We start from the raw sequence: 18220 nt of genomic DNA, 5'->3' as shown, positions 1-18220 counted from the left end.
GCTGCGGGCCGGATGTGATGATCATCGCAAACACTATCAGCAGCCTTGCGAATAGCCGGGCGGGCGGCGTTTCGCTGGGCCGGCAGCCGGGGCCCGGCAACCCCCGATCCGGCCTATTGGTAACAAAACGGATACTATTGGAGGTAAACCCCCGCTGATGATAGGTATTCCTTTGCGTTTCAAGACTGCAGTTGCACTTGTGCTGCTCGGCCTCCTGACACTGCTGGCCGGCATCGGGCAGAAGACCTTTTGGGCCCCCGCCGAGACGGTCACGGCAACGGCCTCCGCCGGCGAAGCCGCGCCCCTGACCGTTATCGACCAGAAGCTCCGCACCCTCGAGGGCGGAACGGTCACCATCAAGGTCAAGGGCGAGGGCAGCTTCCTGCTCGCGGCCGGACGCCCGGATGACGTCGATGCCTGGGTGGGCAAAACCGCCCACAACACCGTCACCGGACTCTCCGACGACAAGAAGTCGCTGCAGGTAAAGCACACCGACGGCGAAGCCAGCGCGCCGACGCCGGCCGGCTCCGACCTCTGGGTCAGCACCGAGAACGCCAGCGGCGAGATGGACTACACGTGGTCCGCACCGGCCGACGGCGACTGGTCCCTGCTGCTCGCAGCAGACGGAAAGAAGCCCGCGCCGTCATCCATTTCCATGACGTTCCCCAATGACACCTCCATGCCGTGGGCCGTGCCGCTCATGGTCCTCGGCGGGCTCCTGATTCTCGCGGGCGGTGCACTGCTGGTCCTCAAGCCCAAGGGCGGGGGGGCCCGCGACGGCGGGTCCGCTGACGGCGGGTCCGCCGGCAAGGCCGGCGACAAGCAGGGCAGCATGTTTGCCCGCCGCGCCCGCGCCAAGGCGGCGGCGAAGGCCGGTGAACGCTCGTCCTCCGCACGGCTCAGCGTGGTGGTCGCGGCCACCACCGCCGCTGTCCTCGCCGGCGGCGCGGCTGCCGCGCAGGCCAGCACCTCGGCGGCCCCCGCCTCTACTGCAAGCGAATCTGCAGCACCCGCGGCGAGCGGCACGCCGGTGGTCCTGGACGCCCAGTTCCGCCGGATCCTGGAGCAGGTGGCCAGTGCCACCGACGCCGGAGACGCCGCCAAGGACGCCAGAAAGCTTGCCGCCCGCGTTGCCGGAACGGAACTCGAGGTCCGCACCCAGAACTACAAGATCAGGTCGCGTGTGGCTTCCTATGACGCGCGCATGCCGGTGCGTTCCACGAAGCTCCTGACGACCGTGGTCACGGACAAGCGCGAATGGCCGCGCTCCGTTATGGCCGTCACGCAGGGTGAAGGCAACGTTGTGCCGCAGCTGCTTACGCTCGTGCAGAACTCGCCGCGGGAAAACTACAAGCTCGTGGGCACGTCCCCACTGCAGCCAGGCACCACGTTCCCCGCGATCGTGCGCGGGGGCACCGAGTCGCTTGCCTCGGACGACAAGTCCGGCCTGCTCTACAGCGGGCAGGAAGCGCTCGCCGGCCTGGCCGACCGGCTGACCAAGTCCAACTCCACGTTCAAGACCAAGCTGGTTGAAGGGGAATCTTCCCCGTACATCGCGGACACGCTGTCCTATCAGGCTGACATCGTGAAGGACGGCGTCGACGGCAAGTTCGCGTTCACGCACAAGGTCGTTCCGGAGAGCACTGTCGTGTTCCGGACCGAGGACGGCGGGGCCCTGGTCCTTGGCCGCCTGACCTTCAACTTCGATGGCACCCCCAAGGCAGAGGGGGACAAGCTGTCCATCGGCAACGATGCGGCCGTTCTCGCCGGCGGCAAGGAGACCACCACCGGGATGGTGCTGAAGTTCGCCGAATCCGTGGCCGTCTATGTGCCGCCGGCCGCCTCGAAGGATCCGATGAAGCTGGTCGCTGCCACGCGCGGACTGGTTGGCGCCAGCTTCAAGTAGGGAACGGCTTTCCGTAAACCTGCCGTCACTGGAGCGGCCGCGGTGCTTACCGCGGCCGCTCTTGTGGCTAGAGTGGGAGCTATGAGTTCGCCAGCTTCCCGCCCTGTCCCTTCGGCCGCGAGCCAGCTTAACCTTCGCGGCGCCGTCGATCTCTCCTCCCTCAAGCAGCGCCCGGCTCCGCCGGCGCCTCCGGGCAACACCGCCGCCGCTGATTCCCAGCAGGCCGACGGCGGACCCGCGCTTCGGGTGGACGTCACCGAGGCGAACTTCCAGAGCCTCGTGGAGTTGTCCGCACAGGTCCCCGTGGTATTTGCCCTCTGGGCCGCCTATTCGCCCGAATCCACCGGCGTGCTGGATGCGCTTGACCGGATTATTAAGAGCTACGGCGGCCGGCTGGTCCTCGCCGCCGCGGACATCGAAGCGTTCCCGCAACTGGCCCAGGCGTTCCAGGTGCAGGCCGTTCCCACCGCCGTCGCCGTGCTCAAGGGCCAGCCGGTTCCGCTCTTCCAGGGTGGCGCCGACGAGGAGCAGATCCGCCCGCTGCTGGACGAACTGCTCACGGTGGCCGCCGCCAACGGGGTGACCGGCAATGTCGGAGGCGGCGCGGGCTCATCCGAAGAATCCGCCCCGGCCCCTCTGCCGCCGCTTCACCAGAAGGCCTTCGACGCCATCGAAGAGGGTGACTACGCTGCTGCGGCCGCTGCCTACCGGCAGGCGCTCGTCGAGATGCCTGCGGACGCCGAGGCCAAGGCCGGCCTGGCGCAGGTGGAACTCATGGAACGCCTGCAGAGCCTTTCCGGGCCCGAGGGCGAGGCACTGCGCCAGCTTGCCGCGGATGAACCGGACAACCTCACAGCCCAGCTGGGCATTGCTGACCTTGATCTCGCCGGCGGCCACGTGGAGGATGCCCTGAACCGCGTGGTCGCGTTCATCGGCAGGAACTTCGGCCCGGAACGCGAGTCCGCCCGCGTGCGCCTGCTCGAGCTGTTCGAAGTTGTCGGAACCACGGACGAACGCGTGGGCAAGGCCCGGCAGGCCCTGGCACGGGTGCTGTTTTAGTGGCGGTGCCCGCGCTGTTCCAGCCGCTGAGGCTGCGTTCCCTGGAACTGCAGCACCGCGGTTGGGTTTCGCCGATGTGCCAGTACAGCTGCGAACCTGACGAGGCCCCCGGAGTGCCCAACGACTGGCACCTCATGCACCTCGGATCGTTCGCCGCCGGTGGAGCGGCCCTGATCCTGACCGAGGCTGCGGCAGTCAACGCCGAAGGGCGCATCAGCCCGCGCGATGCAGGGCTGTACAACGACGAGCAGGCGGAGGGCTGGGAGCGGATCGTCCACTTCGTGCACCGCCACGGCGTGGCCGACGCCAAGATCGGTGCCCAGCTCGCCCATGCCGGACGGAAGGCGTCCACGTACTGGCCGTTTTCCGGCCGGAGCGGATCGGTTCCGGCGTCCGACGGCGGCTGGGAGACCGTGGGTCCGGGCGCCGAGGCGTTCGACGGCTACGCGCCGCCCGCGGCCATGACAGAGGATGACATCAAGCGCGTCATCGCGGATTTTGCCGCCGCAGCGACCCGCGCCGTGGACATCGGCTTTGACACCATCGAGCTGCACGGCGCCCACGGCTACCTTCTGCACCAGTTCCAAAGCCCGCTGATCAACGGCCGCACGGACGCCTGGGGAGGCGATGCGGAGGGACGTAACCGGCTGACCCTGGCTGTCATCGACGCGGTCCGCAATGTCATCCCGGAGTCCATGCCGCTGCTGCTTCGCATCTCGGCAACCGACTGGGCGGAGGGCGGGATCGGCGTCGAGGACTCGGTCAGCCTGGCCGCGCAGGCCGCGCAGCGGGGAGTGGACCTGGTGGACGTGTCCAGCGGCGGGGCCGTGGCGCACCAGCAGATACAGCCCGGACCGGGCTACCAGACGGAGTTCGCAGCCCGGATCCGCCGCGAAACAGGAGTCGCCACCGGCACTGTCGGGCTGCTGACCTCCCCCGGGCAGGCCGAACACGTAGTGGCCACCGGTCAGGCCGACGGCGTCTTCATCGCCCGGGCGGCACTGCGGGATCCGCACTGGTGGCTGCGGGCCGCCTTTGAACTTGGCCACGACCTGCGCTGGGCGCCGCAGTACGAACGGGCCGTGCCGCGCCACACGTTCTGACAGCTTTTTGGGCGTGCCGGGTCAGCAGGTTTCTACTCCTTCCGGAGGATCCCCCCGGCGGCAGGCCAAGACTAGGGTAAGTGCATGAGCACTCCCTTAACAGCCCTCTCGATCAGGGGGCTTGCCAAGCGCTTCGGCACCAAGATCGCGGTGGACGGCATCAGCCTCGACGTTCCCGCCGGTTCGTTCTTCGGCATTGTCGGACCCAACGGTGCCGGCAAGACCACCACCCTGTCCATGGCGACGGGCCTGCTCCGCCCGGACTTCGGAACGGCGGTGGTCCACGGGGTGGACGTCTGGGCGCAGCCGCTGGAAGCCAAGAAGCTGATGGGCATCCTGCCCGACGGGGTGCGGCTCTTTGACCGGCTCAGCGGTGAGCAGCTGGTCACTTACGCCGGGCTGCTCCGGGGCATGGACCGTGCCGTGGTGGCTGCCCGGGTGGGGGAGTTGCTCGCAGCCTTGGACCTCAGCCAGGACGCGGGGACCCTCGTGGTGGATTACTCCGCCGGCATGACCAAGAAGATCGCGCTGGCCTCCGCGCTGATCCATGCTCCGAAGGTCCTCGTGCTGGATGAGCCCTTCGAATCCGTGGATCCCGTCTCCGCCGCCAACATCAGGGACATCCTGGAGAGGTACGTGGCCACGGGCGGTACCGTGATCGTGTCCAGCCACGTGATGGACCTCGTGCAGCGGATGTGCGACCACGTCGCCGTGATTGCCGGGGGCAGGATCCTGGCCGCCGGAACGGTGGACCAGGTGCGGGCCGGCGCGAGCCTGGAAGAGAGGTTCGTGCAGCTTGTGGGCGGCAGGAGCCAGACGGAGGGGCTCGAATGGTTGCGCACCTTCTGAGGCTGAAGCTCACGCTGCTGCGGAACGGCCTGCGGCGCAGCCCATGGCAGCTGGTGGGGCTGGCCTTCGGCGGACTGTATGCGCTGGGCATCGTGGGCATGTGCATGGTGCTGCTGGTCCTCCTCCGGCAGGAGGATCCGGGCCTGGCCCAGACCGTGGTGGTACTCGGCGGCTCAGCCGCGCTTCTGGGCTGGGGGATTGTGCCTGTCATTGCCTCGGCCGTGGACATGACGCTTGACCCGGCCCGGTTCACGACGTCGGCCGTGCCCATGCCGCAGCTGCTAGCCGGGCTCGCACTCGGCGGCCTCATCGGGCTCCCGGGGCTGGCCACTTTGCTGGTCGCCCTGGGCACCGTGGTCACCTGGTCGCGCGGGATGCTGCCAGCCGTGGGCGCACTGGTCGGAGCCCTTTTGGGCGTGCTCACCTGTGTGGTGTTCTCCCGCGTCGTCACGACAGCCACGGCAAGCCTGGCTGCCTCCCGGCGCTTCAAGGACGTCAGCGGGATTGCCTTCATGGTTCCCCTGGTCCTGCTCGGCCCCATCACCGCCGGCATCTTCCAGGGGATGGCGGGTTCAGGGGCCTTCCTGTCCGGGCTGGCCGGCAGGATCTCCTGGACGCCGCTGGGGGCCGCCTGGTCACTGGGCGGCGACCTCGAAAGGGGTCAGGCGGGCACGGCAGGACTCAAGCTGCTCATCGCCGTGGCGACGCTTGCCGGGCTTTCCTGGTGCTGGAAGCTGCTGCTCGAACGTGCGCTGGTCACGCCGCCCTATGCTGGGAGCAGCCGGCGGAAGGGCGGGCGCCTGGGGCTCTTCGCGCTCCTGCCCGGCACTCCCGCCGGTGCCGTCACGGCACGGGCACTGACCTACTGGTTCCGTGATCCCCGGTACTCAGGCTCGCTGGTGGTCATTCCGTTGCTGCCGGTCGTCCTGGCTTTCCAAGCCAGCCAGACCAATGACTACGGCGTCCTGATGATCACCGGGCCGCTTACCGCGTTCCTCCTGGCGTGGTCCATCTCGGGGGATGTGTCGTACGACAACACCGCCTTTGCCCTGCACCTGGCCGCCGGCGTCCGGGGTGTCCATGACCGGCTGGGGCGCGCGCTGGCATGCCTGGCGTTTGCGCTGCCGGCCGTGCTGGTCCTCGCCAGCGTGCCGTTCTTCATCACGGGGGACTGGGCATGGTGGCCCTCAATCCTGGGAATATCCGTGGGAGTGCTGCTGACCGGGCTGGGCCTGTCCTCCGTGGTGTCCGCCCGGTACACGATTGCCGTGCCCCTTCCCGGCGACAGCCCGTTCAAGAAGCCGCCGGGCAACGTGGGGCAGACCCTTGCCGTCCAGTTTGGCGGAATGGGTGTCCTCGTGGTCCTGGTCCTCCCGGAGGCCGGCCTGGTCCTGGCGCACATGCTCACCGGTGACCCGCTGTTCGGGTGGATCAACCTGGCGTTTGGCCCCGTCCTCGGCGCGGCCCTGTTCATTGTGGGGGTCCGGGTGGGCGGGCGCTGGCTTGATGCCCGAGGCCCGGAGCTCCTGGCCCAGGTCACGGTCAACCGCTGAGACCATCCAACCGCTGATCGCACTGAACGGCCAGATGCATCTGCCGGGCGGGGACCCGCCGTGGTTCACTAGCAGGACAGCCGAGAGAAAGGCCGGAAATGGAAGTCGTCATACTTCCGGGAGGCAAGCAGATCGCCTCCCTCGTGGCGGATGCGGTGGAAAGCCTGCTGCGGAGCAAGCCCGACGCAGTGCTGGGGCTTGCCACGGGATCGTCGCCGCTGCCGGTCTACGACGAACTTGCCCGGCGCCACGAGCAGGCCGGCCTGGACTTCAGCCGCGCCTCCGGGTTCACCCTGGATGAGTACGTCGGGCTCGAACCCGGACACCCCGAGTCCTACCGGGAGGTGATCCGCCGCGATTTCGCGAACCGGGTCAACATCGACCCCGGGAACGTCCTCGGACCCGACGGAAGCGCTGCCGACATCCCGGCAGCCTGCCGGGCCTACGAGGACCGGATCAGGGAGCGCGGCGGCATCGACCTGCAGCTTCTGGGCCTGGGCACCGACGGGCACATCGGCTTCAATGAGCCGGGTTCATCGCTGGCATCCCGCACCCGGATCAAGTCGCTCATCGAGCAGACCCGGCGCGACAACGCCCGCTTCTTCAGCAGCCTTGAAGAAGTTCCGCACCACGTGGTGACCCAGGGCCTGGGCACCATCCTCGAGTCACGGCACGCGATCCTGCTGGCCACGGGAGCGCAGAAGGCGCAGGCCGTCCACGACCTTGTGGAGGGGCCCCTTGCCGCGATCTGTCCTGCCTCTGTCCTGCAGTTGCACCCCCATGCCTCCATCGTGGTGGACGAGGCGGCCGCGTCGTCACTGAAGCTCGCCGACTACTACCGGCACACCTTTGACCACAAACCTGCGTGGCAGGGGCTCTGACAGGAACCTGCGCCCGGGTCGTCCCGCGGGCGCCCGTCCGGAACGGCTAAGATGGATGCCATGAGTAGCATGACGGATCCTCTCGACAACGACCCCATGCGTGAGCTTTCCGGAGCCGGATCGTCCACCGCAACCATTGAGCGCGAGGAACTGCGCCAGGAAGTGGAGCCCGGCGACCGTGAGCGCTTCTCGCACTACGTGCGCAAGGAAAAGATCATGGAGTCCGCGTTGACGGGTGAACCGGTCATCGCGCTGTGCGGCAAGGTCTGGACGCCTGGACGGGATCCGCAGAAGTTCCCGGTTTGCCCCGAGTGCAAAGAGGTCTATGACGGCCTCCGCCCGGGCAACGACGGCGGCAAGGGGTCCGGCGGAGACTCAGGCAACAACAAGTAGTGACGGAGACACTCTTCGGCGGACCCACCCTGCCTCCGGCTTATCCGGAACGTGCAGCCTGGGGAACCGCCCAGAAGCTCCGTGCCTGGCAGCAGGAAGCCCTGGACCTTTACTTCAGCAGGGCTCCCCGCGACTTCATGGCAGTGGCCACCCCCGGCGCCGGCAAAACCACCTTTGCGCTCAGGGTGGCCTCCATGCTCATCGAGGCCGGCACGGTCAACCGCGTGACCATCGTGGCGCCCACGGACCACCTGAAGCGGCAGTGGGCTGACGCTGCCGCGCGCGTCGGCATCGCGATTGACCCCAACTTCAAGAATTCCGACGGCCAGCACGGCCGCGGGTTCATTGGCGTGGCCGTGACCTATGCGCAGGTGGCCAGCAAGCCCATGCTGCACCGGGCCAAGACCGAAGCCGCCCGCACCCTGGTGATCCTTGATGAAATCCACCACGGCGGCGAGGCGCTGTCCTGGGGCGACGGTCTCCGCGAGGCCTTCGACCCCGCTGCCCGGCGGCTGTCCCTGACCGGTACGCCGTTCCGGTCGGACACCTCGCCCATTCCATTCGTGGAGTACACCGAGGACCGCGAGGGCATCCGGCGCTCCAAGTCTGACTACACCTACGGCTACGGCAATGCGCTGCGTGACCACGTGGTGCGCCCGGTCATCTTCATGGCATATTCCGGGCAGATGCGCTGGCGCACCAGCGCCGGTGACGAGATGGCCGCCTCCCTCGGCGAGGCCGCGGTCACGAAGGACATCACGTCGCAGGCGTGGCGGACGGCCCTGAACCCCGCGGGGGAGTGGATTCCCGCCGTCCTGGCCGGAGCGGACAAGCGGCTCAGCGAGGTCCGGCGGTCCGTTCCCGACGCCGGCGGCCTGGTGATCGCCACCGACCACGAGGACGCCCGGGCGTACGCCGGCCAGCTCAAGAAGATCACGGGCGAGTCGCCGACGGTGATCCTGTCCGATGACGCGAAGGCCTCCAACAAGATTGAGGAGTTCAGCGCGGGCAACCAGCGCTGGATGGTTGCCGTGCGCATGGTGTCCGAAGGCGTGGACGTGCCGCGCCTTTCGGTGGGCGTCTACGCCACGTCAACCTCCACGCCCTTGTTCTTCGCCCAGGCAGTGGGCCGCTTTGTGCGTTCCCGGAAACGGGGCGAGACGGCCTCGGTCTTCCTGCCGTCCGTTCCCCCGCTGATGGCGCTGGCCAACAGCATGGAAGCCGAACGTGACCATGCCCTGGACCGGCCGCAGAACGATGACGGGGACGGCCTGATGGACCTCGAAGAGTCGCTGATGGACGAGGCGAACCGCGAGGAGAAGGCGTCGGACAGCCTGACCAAGGGCAAGTTTGAGGCGCTGGACTCGCAGGCGTCGTTCGACCGCGTGCTGTTCGACGGCGGCGAGTTCGGCACCGGAGGCGACATCGGCTCCGAAGATGAACTCGACTTCCTCGGCATCCCGGGCCTGCTGGACGCCGAGCAGGTGGGCATGCTGTTGCGCCAGCGCCAGCACGAGCAGCAGGGCCGCAAGAAACGCCAGGGCCCTGCTGCAGCGCCCGCCGCCCCCGCGGTACCCGACCACCGGATGCTGATGGACCTGCGGAACGAGCTGGCGAAGAACGTGGCGGCCTGGTCCGCACGGACGGGCACACCGCATGGCGTGGTGCACACGAAGCTGCGGACCGTCTGCGGCGGCCCTCCGGTGGCACAGGCGAACGAGGAGCAGCTTCAGTCCAGGCTCAAAAAGCTCCAGGACTGGTTCATCGGCAGAACTTAGCCCGCCTGAAGTAGGCAGGCCGGCGCGAACCTACTCGAGGTCTACGCCGCCCAGCTCCATTTCGGCGTAGGTGTCGTCGAGGTCATCGGCGATGCCCGCCGTCAGCCGCTTAATCACGGTGACGGCGTAGCCGGCCTGGACGGCATCCAGTGACGTCGCCATGACGCAGTGGTCGGTGGCGAGGCCCACCACCACGACGTCCTCCACGTCGTGGCTCTGGAGCCAGTCGTCGAGGCCGATTGCGTCTTCCTCAGGGGCGTAGCCGGGGTCGGCGGCTCCGGGCAGGGAACCGGGCTGCCGCTCGCCGGTGGGGACGGCGTCCTCCGGTGCCAGCAGGCCTTCGAACCCGGAATAGGCAGCGGTATACAGGCCCTTGTGGAAGTAGGCCTGGATGTGTTCGGTGTCGAGTTCCGGGTGCAGCTCGGCGCCCTGGCTCCCGGCCACGCAGTGCGGCGGCCAGGTGTCCTTGAAGTCCGGCGCTTCCGAGAAATGGGCGCCCGGGTCGATGTGCCAGTCCTGTGTGGCCACGATGTGGTCGAACTGGCCGTGGTGGTTCTCGACGTACTCGCTGATGGCCCCGGCCACGGAGGCCCCGCCCTCCACCGGCAGCGCGCCGCCCTCGCAGAAATCGTTCTGGACGTCGACGATGATGAGTGCCCGTGCCATCAGTTCTCCTCAGTTCCCATCAGTTGTCCTCATAGAGCGTCGGAATAGCCGGCTCGCCGCGGTGCAAGCGGTGGACTACCGAGGGCAGTTCGGCCATGGAGTCGGCGTGGCGCTGCCGGGCGCGCAGGACGCCTTCGTGGCCGGTCCAGCCGGGCAGGAGCTCGCCGTTCTTGATGAACTGCTGCAGCAGCGTACGGTCATTGCCGTCGTCCGCCGGCCGGTGGCCCACGCCGATGAGCTCCTGCGTGGCTGTACCGTTGTCGTTGAGCCGGCGGAGGGCGTACTTGCGCCCGCCCTTGCTCGTCTTGTTCTTGGCGGCCTTGGCCACCGAAACAAACTCTCCGGCGTCGTTGGTCCGGCTGACCAGCTTGTAGACCATGCTGGCGGTGGGTGCACCGGAACCGGTCACGAGGGAAGTGCCCACCCCGTAGGAGTCGACGGGGGCGGACTGCAGGGCCGCAATGGCGTATTCATCCAGGTCCGAGGTCACCGTGATGCGGGTGCGCTCGTTGCCCAGGTCATCCAGCAGCTGCCGGACCCACTGCGCCTGCTCCACCAGGTCTCCGGAGTCCAGCCGCACGGCGCCCAACTTGTCCCCGGCGATGTCAACGGCCGTACGGACGGCGGTCTCGACGTCGTACGTGTCCACCAGCAGCGAGGTGCCGGCCCCCAGGGAGGCAACCTGCGCCTCAAAGGCGTCCCGCTCGGTGTCGTGGAGCAGCGTGAAGGAGTGGGCGGCGGTGCCCACCGTCTTGAGCCCGTACCGGAGCCCGGCCTCGAGGTTTGAGGTGCTGTCGAACCCGGCGATGACGGCGGCACGCGCGGCGGCCGTGGCTGACTCCTCCTGGGTCCGCCGGGACCCCATCTCGATGCAGGGCCGCTGGCCGGCCGCCATCACCATGCGCGATGCCGCCGAGGCAATGGCGCTGTCGTGGTTGAGGACGGACAGGACGTAGGTTTCCAGGATGCACGCCTCGGCGAACGTTGATTCCACGATCAGGATGGGGGAGTTGGGGAAGTACGCCTCGCCCTCGGCGTAACCCCAGATGTCGCCGGTGAAGCGGAAGTCGGCCAGGTAGTCGAGCGTCTCCTTGTTAACCACGCCGGTGCGTGCCAGGAAGTCGAGCTCCGCGTCGCCGAACCGGAACGCCATGATGCCTTCGAGCAGCCTGCCCGTACCGCCGACAATTCCGTAGCGGCGCCCGTCCGGGAGCCGGCGTGCGAACGCCTCGAACACGGCCTTGCGGTGCGCGGCGCCGGAATGGAGGGCCCCCTGCAGCATGGTCAGCTCGTAATGGTCGGTGAACAGGGACGTGCGGGGCTGCTCCCAGCCGGCGGAGTTACTCACAAAAATCACTCTAGTCCCCACCGGCTCCCACGTCTCGCTTCGCTTCGCCGCGGGGCCCTCGCCGGCGTGGGCCCACCACCGGCTCCCACGTCTCGCTTCGCTTCGCCGCGGGGCCCTCGCCGGCGCGGGCCCGGCATCGCCATAGAATGGACAGATGACCTTAAGCGTTGCGCTCGGCCCTGACACCCAGGAGAGCACCCAGACCGGAACGGCGGTGTCCACCGACGCCCTGACGGCCCCGGATGTCCCTTGGAACCTTGTCGTCTGGAATGACCCCGTCAATCTCATGAGCTACGTCAGCTACGTGTTCCAGAGCTACTTCGGGTACCCGGAAACCAAAGCCAACAAGCTGATGCTTGAGGTCCACAGGAAGGGCCGGTCCATCGTTGCCCACGGCAGCAAGGAACAGGTGGAGCAGCACGCGGTCGCGATGCACGGGTTCGGCCTGTGGGCCACCGTCGAGAAGGCCACCGGCGGAGACAGCGGGGGCGGCAAACGCGGCCCGGGCAAGGGCAAGGGAAAACGTGGCTAAGGCTTTCAAATACGGACTCAAAGGCATCTCCGGTTTCCTGGAACCGGCCGAGAGGGAACTGCTGCGCAGCCTGTTCGCCGATGTCATCTCCATGCTGGAGCCTGCGGACCGCGGCTCCGAGGATCCGCTCGCCGCGATGATCGGACTGGACATGGAGGTCCGGGAACCGTCGGACCGCGCCCTCCGCCGGCTGCTGCCCAACGCTGTGAAGGACGACGCCGCGGCCTCGCTTGAGTTCCGCCAGCTCACCGAACGCTCTCTGCGGGAAAGCAAAATCGGCGCGCTGCGCGCCGCCGCGCTGGGACTGGACAAGGACGAACTCGTCCTGACGCCGGCTGATGCCCGGCACTGGTCCACCGCGCTCAACGACGTGCGGCTGGTGCTCGCCGAGCGGCTCGACATCCGGGACGAGGCGGACGCGGACCACGTCCACCAGATGCAGGACTGGTCCCAGGCCGAGGACGTGGAAAGCTACCTCGCGCTCGTCTACAACTTCACCACGTGGCTGCAGGAGTCCCTCGTGCAGGCGATGCTGCAGTCACTGGACACGCGGGCCTGAGCTGTTCCGGCGGTGAACCTTTCCGCCACTGGGCGGGTCCCACGGTCAGCCGTTCCCGCCGCCGGATGTGACAAATTCGACATGAGTCGCCCGCCACAAGTGATGGCCGCACCTCACGGGAAGACCTATCCTCAAATAATCATGACTTCAGCATCGAGCATGGACCCGGCAGCGGGAGCTGCAGCGGAGTCCGCAACGGCCGACGGCGTAAATGTAGGATCGCTGCCGATCGGCGTCTTCGACTCCGGGGTCGGCGGCCTCACGGTGGCGCGGTCGATCATCGACCAGCTGCCGAACGAATCCATCCTCTACGTCGGCGACACCGCCCACGGCCCGTACGGGCCGCTGCCCATCGCGGAGGTGCGTGCCAACGCCCTCGGCGTCATGGACGAACTCGTGGACTCCGGCGTCAAGCTGCTCACCATAGCCTGCAACTCGGCGTCGGCCGCGGTGCTCCGCGACGCACGCGAGCGCTACACGGCGCGTTACGGCATTCCCGTCATCGAGGTGATCCAGCCGGCCGTGCGCCGCGCCGTCGCTGCCACCCGCAGCGGGCGGGTGGGCGTAATCGGCACCTCCGCCACCGTGGGCTCACGGGCCTACGAGGACACCTTCGCCGCGGCGCCTGACCTGGCGATCACCTCCGTGGCCTGCCCTGCATTCGTGCCGTACGTGGAGGCCGGCATCACCACGGGGCCGGAACTGCTCGACGTCGCCCGCGAGTACCTTGAGCCGCTGAAAGCCGCGGGCGTGGACACCGTGGTGCTGGGCTGCACGCACTATCCGCTCCTGACCGGCGTGATCTCCTACGTCATGGGCGAGGACGTCACGCTGGTCTCCAGCGCCGAGGAAACCGCCAAGGACGTTTACCGGGCGCTGGCCAGCAACGGCCTCGAACGGACGGACCCGGCGCCGCCGGAGCACAGCTTCATCGCCACCGGCGATCCGGGCCAGTTCGAAGCGCTGGCCCGCAGGTTCCTCGGACCGGAGGTGCTCAGCGTCAAGCACGTTGACCACGTCGCGGCGCAGTACCCCACGGGCAGCCTGGCGCGGATCACCCCCGAAATGATCGCCGCCGCACGGAACGCGGCCGCCCGCCCGCGCATCTCCAACTTCGTGGGGCAGGCCGCCGGCAGCGGAGCAGCCACCCGGGGGTCGTTCCTGTGAAGCTCACCATCGTCGGTTGCACCGGCTCATTTCCCGGCCCCGGATCGCCCGCCTCCTGCTACCTGCTGACCGCCAACGACGGCGAACGCGTGTGGAAGGTGGTCATGGATCTCGGCAGCGGGGCCCTGGGGGCCATCCAGCGGTACACCGACCTCGAGGACATCGACGCGATTTTCCTCACCCACCTGCACCCCGATCACTGCATGGACCTCTGCGGCCTGCACGTGGCAGTGCGCTGGAAGCCCGGCGGCTGGGACCGGGGAAGGATCCCCGTCTGGGGCCCGGCCGCCACCGCCGACAGGATGGCAACTGCCTACGGGCTGGACCTGGATCCGGGGATGCACGAGGAGTTCGACTTCACGAACTGGACCGAGCGCCATTCCGTCACCGTCGGCCCCTTCACCGTCACGCCCTTCGCCGTGAACCACCCGGTGGAGGAGGCCTATGCGCTCCGCGTGGAGGTGACCGAGCCGGACGCCGCCGGGAACGCCGCGACCCGCGTACTGACCTATTCAGGCGACACGGATTCGTGCCGCGGCCTGGAGGAGGCGGCCAAGGACGCCGACCTTTTCCTCTGCGAGGCGGCCTTCGAGGAGGGCCGTGACGACGGCATCAAGGACGTCCATCTGACCGGCAAACGGGCCGCTGAGGCAGCCACGGCCGCCGGCGCCCGCCGCCTTCTCCTGACCCACATTCCGGTGTGGACCTCGCAGACCAAGGTCATGGCCGAGGCGCGTCCGGCCTTCGCCGGTGACGTGGCCGTGGCCGTGGCGGGCGTGCACTACACCGTCTGAGCAGCTTCCTGGGGCGGCCGGGTGCAGCCCGATAAATCGATAAGCTAAAGGCATGACTTCCGAAGCAACCACTGCCCCCGTCATCCGTGCCGACGGCCGCACCCCGGACCAGCTCCGGCCCATCAGCATCACCCGCGGCTGGTCCAAGCAGGCCGAGGGATCGGCCCTCATCGAGTTCGGCAACACCCGGGTCCTGTGCACCGCTTCCCTCACAGAAGGTGTTCCGCGCTGGCTCAAGGGCGAAGGCCGCGGCTGGGTAACCGCCGAATACGCCATGCTTCCGCGTGCCACGAACACCCGCTCGGACCGCGAGTCCGTCAAAGGCAAGATCGGCGGCCGCACCCATGAGATCTCCCGCCTGATCGGGCGCTCGCTGCGGTCGATCATCGATACCAAGGCCCTGGGGGAGAACACCATCGTGCTGGACTGCGATGTCCTGCAGGCCGACGGCGGAACCCGGACAGCGGCCATCACCGGCGCCTACGTGGCGCTCGCCGAGGCCATCCGCTTTGCCCGCGAGAACAAGATGATCGCCCGCAACGCCCAGCCGCTGGTGGACACCATCGCCGCCGTGTCCGTGGGGATCATCGACGGCATCCCCATGCTGGACCTGCCGTACATCGAGGATGTGCGGGCCGAAACCGACATGAACGTCGTGGTGACCGGCTCCGGCAAGTTCGTGGAGGTCCAGGGCACGGCCGAGGGCGCCCCCTTCGACCGCGACGAGCTCAACAAGCTGCTGGACCTGGCACTGCTGGGCACGGAACAGCTGGCCGCGATCCAGCGCGAAACCCTGGCCGAGGCTCCGTGAGTGGGAACAGCTCCGTGAGCGGCGTGTCCGCAACTGAGGCGGCACCCCGGCTGGTGCTGGCCACGCGCAATGCCGGGAAACTGCGGGAGCTGCGTGAGCTGCTGCGCGGGCAGATCCCGGGGCTCGACGTCGACACCCAGGTGGTGGACGCGGCCGCCGTCGGAGCCCCCGACGTCGCGGAAACCGGTGTGACCTTTGCGGAAAACTCGCTGCTGAAGGCACGGGCGGTGGCCGAGGCGACGGGCCTGGTGGCCATCGCCGACGACTCCGGGCTGTCAGTGGATGTCCTGGGCGGCGCGCCGGGGATCTTCTCCGCGCGCTGGGCCGGCCGGCACGGCGACGACGACGCCAACCTGCACCTGCTGCTGGCCCAGCTGGCGGACGTGCCGGACGGCCACCGCGGTGCCGCCTTCGTGTGCGCGGCGGCCCTTGCCGTACCGGCGTCGGCATTCGCGGACGGGGCCCGCGAAGTGGTGGAGTACGGCCAGCTGGCCGGCACGCTGCTGCGTGAGCCGCGCGGTGAAGGCGGGTTCGGCTATGACCCCGTCCTGGAACCCCTTGGCCTGGACCGCAGCTGCGCCGAGCTCAGCCCGGAGGAGAAAAACGCCATCAGCCACCGGGGCCTGGCGTTCCGTGCGCTGCTTCCCTCGATCGTCGAGGCCCTGCGGTGATTCCCCGAACAGAAAAGGCACCTCAGTTCTGAGGTGCCTTTTCCGCGCTTAGAGGTTCCGGCTCGTTAGGAAGGTGTGCCGGAGGGCCGGTCAGTCGAGGTTGGTTTTGCGCTCGGCCTCGGGCTCGTGCTCCTCGATGAACTCCTCCACCGGGTCCGTCCCGAAGGCCGCGGCCTCACGCTTGGCGGTCATGCCGCGCAGAACTTCAATGCCGACAGGGATTACCGAGAGCAGGACAATGGCGATGAAAATGATGTCCAGGTTTTCCCGCACCCACGGAATCTTGTCGCCCAGCACGTAGCCGAGAAGCGTCACGCCACCGCCCCAGAGGAGGGCGCCGATGACGTTGAAGAGGAAGAACTTCCGCTTGTCCATCTGGGCAACGCCCACGATGACGGGGACGAAGGTACGGATGATGGGCACAAAGCGAGCCAGGATCAGGGCCTTGCCGCCGTGCTTTTCGAAGAACTTGTGAGCACTGTCAACGTTCTCATGCTTGAAAAGCCTGGAGTCCGGCTTGTTGAAGATGGCCGGGCCCGCCTTGGACCCGATGAGATAGCCCGTCTGGTTGCCGATGATGGCGGACACGATAATCAGCGCGGCGAAGAGCCAGATATTGAATTTGATCGTGTCCGTGGCCACGAGCAGGCCCGCCGTAAACAGCATGGAATCGCCGGGCAGGAAGAACCCGATCAGCAGTCCGGTTTCGGCAAAGATAATTCCGCACACCAGCAGAACAACCCACGGGGCAAGGGCCGGGTCGGCGAGGAAGACCTGGGGGTTGAGCCAATCGGGCAGGAATGATGCCAGATGCGGCTGGACGGGGCCGGCGCCACCCAGCGCGGGCACGGCAAAGTCGCTCAATGCATTAAAGTTCACGTTTCAAGGGTACTTGACGGGCTCCGGGCCGCCGCCGGGCTACAGTTGTCCCCGTGGGTTTGGACTTTACGGCGATCGACTTCGAGACCGCCAACGGCTTCCGCGGTTCGCCGTGCGCCGTTGGCCTCACCAAGGTCCGTGGCGGCGTCATCGTCGAGGAGGCCTCGTGGCTGATGCGGCCGCCGGAAAACCACGACTCGTTCGACTATCACAACGTCCGCGTCCACGGCATCCGGCCCGAACAGGTGGCCGGCCGGCCCCGCTTTGGGGAGCTGTTCCCGGAGATCGGCGCGTTCATCGGCGGCGACATCCTCGCGGCCCACAACGCCGCCTTCGACCTCGGCGTCATCCGCTCCGGGCTGGAAGTCTCGGGGCTTCCCGGTCCGGCCTACGACTACGTGTGCACTGTGATGCTCTCCCGGCGGTGCTACTCCCTGGTTTCAAATTCCCTGCCCTTTGCCGCCGAGGAGGCTGGCGTGCCGCTCGTGAACCACCACGATGCCGCCGAGGACGCCCGGGCGTGTGCCGGCATCCTCATCGACATCGCGGGGCGCAACCGGGCCAACAGTATCGCCGAGCTCTACCTTTCGCTGGGGCTGTCCATACCGCAACAGGCAGCGTTCGATCCGTCCAGCGCTGAGCTTTCCAAGGCGACCGTCTCAGCCCTCGCCGCCGCGGGCGGCGCCAGTGCTGAAAGGGTGGTCCGGCCGTTCCGCAGCGGGTGGCCCGAGGAAGGGTCGAATCCAGAGCCGAATCCCGACGCCGAACCCGGGAACCCGCTGTTCGGCCAGACCGTCGTGTTCACTGGTCAACTCGGGATGCCGCGGCCCGAGGCGAAGACACGGTCCGCGGAACTGGGGGGCGCGGCCGGAAAGCCGCGTCACGGCACGGACCAGCGTCCTCGTGGTGGGCGACGGCTTCGTGGCCGGCGACCTGCGCTCCGGCCGGCTCACCGGCAAGGCCAAACGAGTGCTGGAACTGCACGACCGCGGCCAGGCCATCGAGGTGATCTCCGAAGGGGAGTTCCTGCAGATGGTGGGCGGCGCGCCCGTACACGGCGCCCCTGAATACATGGCGCAATAAAGCTCCCGGCCACCGCCGCCAACTGCCCCTTCCTCACGTCCGGCAGGTTTTGCTCAAACGCTTCCTCACGTCTCGCTGGTTTCCCTCAAACGCTCTTTCACGTCCTGCAGCGTTTCTTCGAACGCTTCCTCGTCTTGGGGGACCACCAGCAACCCGATATGGACCGGCTTCAAGGGAGGAAGGGTCGT

17 protein-coding genes and 1 pseudogene are annotated in these 18220 nt (G+C 67.9%); 15 read left to right on the top strand and 3 right to left on the bottom strand.

The features are described from left to right. Positions 1–157 precede the first annotated feature (157 nt). The 8 genes from ACHMXB_RS09015 to ACHMXB_RS08980 all read left to right on the top strand — a co-directional run bounded on the left by ACHMXB_RS09015 (position 158) and on the right by ACHMXB_RS08980 (position 9522). Positions 158–1906, top strand: a complete 1749-nt coding sequence (locus ACHMXB_RS09015; RefSeq protein WP_395404581.1) for a hypothetical protein — start codon at positions 158–160, stop codon at positions 1904–1906. 81 nt (positions 1907–1987) lie between these two features. Further along, a complete protein-coding gene (locus ACHMXB_RS09010) occupies positions 1988–2965 on the top strand; it encodes a co-chaperone YbbN (RefSeq protein ID WP_395404579.1) in 978 nt (325 codons plus the stop codon). Between the two features lie 5 nt (positions 2966–2970). Then, the gene (locus ACHMXB_RS09005; protein WP_395405205.1) at positions 2971–4068 is read left to right on the top strand and encodes an NADH:flavin oxidoreductase/NADH oxidase; all 1098 of its coding nucleotides are present in this window, start codon (positions 2971–2973) and stop codon (positions 4066–4068) included. Positions 4069–4152: 84 nt separating this feature from the next. Next, complete coding sequence (locus tag ACHMXB_RS09000) at positions 4153–4917, top strand: ABC transporter ATP-binding protein (protein WP_190602120.1); 765 nt, start codon at positions 4153–4155, stop codon at positions 4915–4917. Then, on the top strand, positions 4899–6470 hold the full coding sequence (locus ACHMXB_RS08995; RefSeq protein WP_395404577.1) for a transporter: 1572 nt from the start codon (positions 4899–4901) through the stop codon (positions 6468–6470). Before ACHMXB_RS09000 ends, ACHMXB_RS08995 begins: the two co-directional genes overlap by 19 nt. 98 nt (positions 6471–6568) lie before the next feature. Then, entirely contained in the window at positions 6569–7351 is a 783-nt protein-coding gene (gene nagB / locus ACHMXB_RS08990) for a glucosamine-6-phosphate deaminase (RefSeq protein ID WP_395404575.1), read from the top strand. A 51-nt stretch (positions 7352–7402) separates the two neighbouring features. Then, entirely contained in the window at positions 7403–7744 is a 342-nt protein-coding gene (locus ACHMXB_RS08985) for a DUF3039 domain-containing protein (protein WP_102972082.1), read from the top strand. Continuing rightward, on the top strand, positions 7744–9522 hold the full coding sequence (locus tag ACHMXB_RS08980; RefSeq protein ID WP_395404573.1) for a DEAD/DEAH box helicase: 1779 nt from the start codon (positions 7744–7746) through the stop codon (positions 9520–9522). Before ACHMXB_RS08985 ends, ACHMXB_RS08980 begins: the two co-directional genes overlap by 1 nt. Before the next feature lie 30 nt (positions 9523–9552). Here ACHMXB_RS08980 and ACHMXB_RS08975 read toward each other — a convergent pair whose 3' ends face one another. Further along, on the bottom strand, positions 9553–10188 hold the full coding sequence (locus ACHMXB_RS08975) for an isochorismatase family protein (protein ID WP_111905908.1): 636 nt from the start codon (positions 10186–10188) through the stop codon (positions 9553–9555). Positions 10189–10207: 19 nt separating this feature from the next. After that, entirely contained in the window at positions 10208–11536 is a 1329-nt protein-coding gene (locus ACHMXB_RS08970) for a nicotinate phosphoribosyltransferase (RefSeq protein WP_395404570.1), read from the bottom strand. 154 nt (positions 11537–11690) lie between these two features. Between ACHMXB_RS08970 and clpS the strand changes: the two genes are divergently transcribed. The 6 genes from clpS (at position 11691) to rdgB (ending at position 16070) form a co-directional block, all read left to right on the top strand. Beyond that, the gene (gene clpS, locus ACHMXB_RS08965; protein ID WP_395404568.1) at positions 11691–12068 is read left to right on the top strand and encodes an ATP-dependent Clp protease adapter ClpS; all 378 of its coding nucleotides are present in this window, start codon (positions 11691–11693) and stop codon (positions 12066–12068) included. Then, complete coding sequence (locus tag ACHMXB_RS08960) at positions 12061–12627, top strand: DUF2017 domain-containing protein (protein ID WP_395404566.1); 567 nt, start codon at positions 12061–12063, stop codon at positions 12625–12627. The genes clpS and ACHMXB_RS08960 overlap by 8 nt, the downstream gene beginning before the upstream one ends. Before the next feature lie 141 nt (positions 12628–12768). Then, positions 12769–13794, top strand: coding sequence for a glutamate racemase (gene murI, locus ACHMXB_RS08955; protein WP_395404564.1), 1026 nt, complete (start codon positions 12769–12771; stop codon positions 13792–13794). Next, positions 13791–14588, top strand: coding sequence for an MBL fold metallo-hydrolase (locus ACHMXB_RS08950; protein WP_395404562.1), 798 nt, complete (start codon positions 13791–13793; stop codon positions 14586–14588). The genes murI and ACHMXB_RS08950 overlap by 4 nt, the downstream gene beginning before the upstream one ends. A 52-nt stretch (positions 14589–14640) precedes the next feature. Next, complete coding sequence (rph, locus tag ACHMXB_RS08945; RefSeq protein WP_078026682.1) at positions 14641–15399, top strand: ribonuclease PH; 759 nt, start codon at positions 14641–14643, stop codon at positions 15397–15399. After that, complete coding sequence (gene rdgB, locus ACHMXB_RS08940) at positions 15396–16070, top strand: RdgB/HAM1 family non-canonical purine NTP pyrophosphatase (protein ID WP_395404560.1); 675 nt, start codon at positions 15396–15398, stop codon at positions 16068–16070. The genes rph and rdgB overlap by 4 nt, the downstream gene beginning before the upstream one ends. 90 nt (positions 16071–16160) lie before the next feature. On the opposite strand, the gene ACHMXB_RS08935 is transcribed toward rdgB, so the two are convergent. After that, the gene (locus tag ACHMXB_RS08935; protein WP_395405203.1) at positions 16161–16934 is read right to left on the bottom strand and encodes a VTT domain-containing protein; all 774 of its coding nucleotides are present in this window, start codon (positions 16932–16934) and stop codon (positions 16161–16163) included. Positions 16935–17002: 68 nt separating this feature from the next. Here ACHMXB_RS08935 and ACHMXB_RS08930 point away from each other — a divergent pair. Next, positions 17003–18032: pseudogene (locus ACHMXB_RS08930) on the top strand (exonuclease domain-containing protein). Positions 18033–18220 lie beyond the last annotated feature (188 nt).

Origin of the sequence: Arthrobacter sp. UC242_113 (genome assembly GCF_044054585.1) — a bacterium.
In the GTDB taxonomy this organism is placed as follows: Bacteria; Actinomycetota; Actinomycetes; order Actinomycetales; family Micrococcaceae; genus Arthrobacter.
The sequence above is the reverse complement of the archived record's forward strand: the minus strand, read 5'-3'. Positions and strand labels throughout refer to the sequence as shown.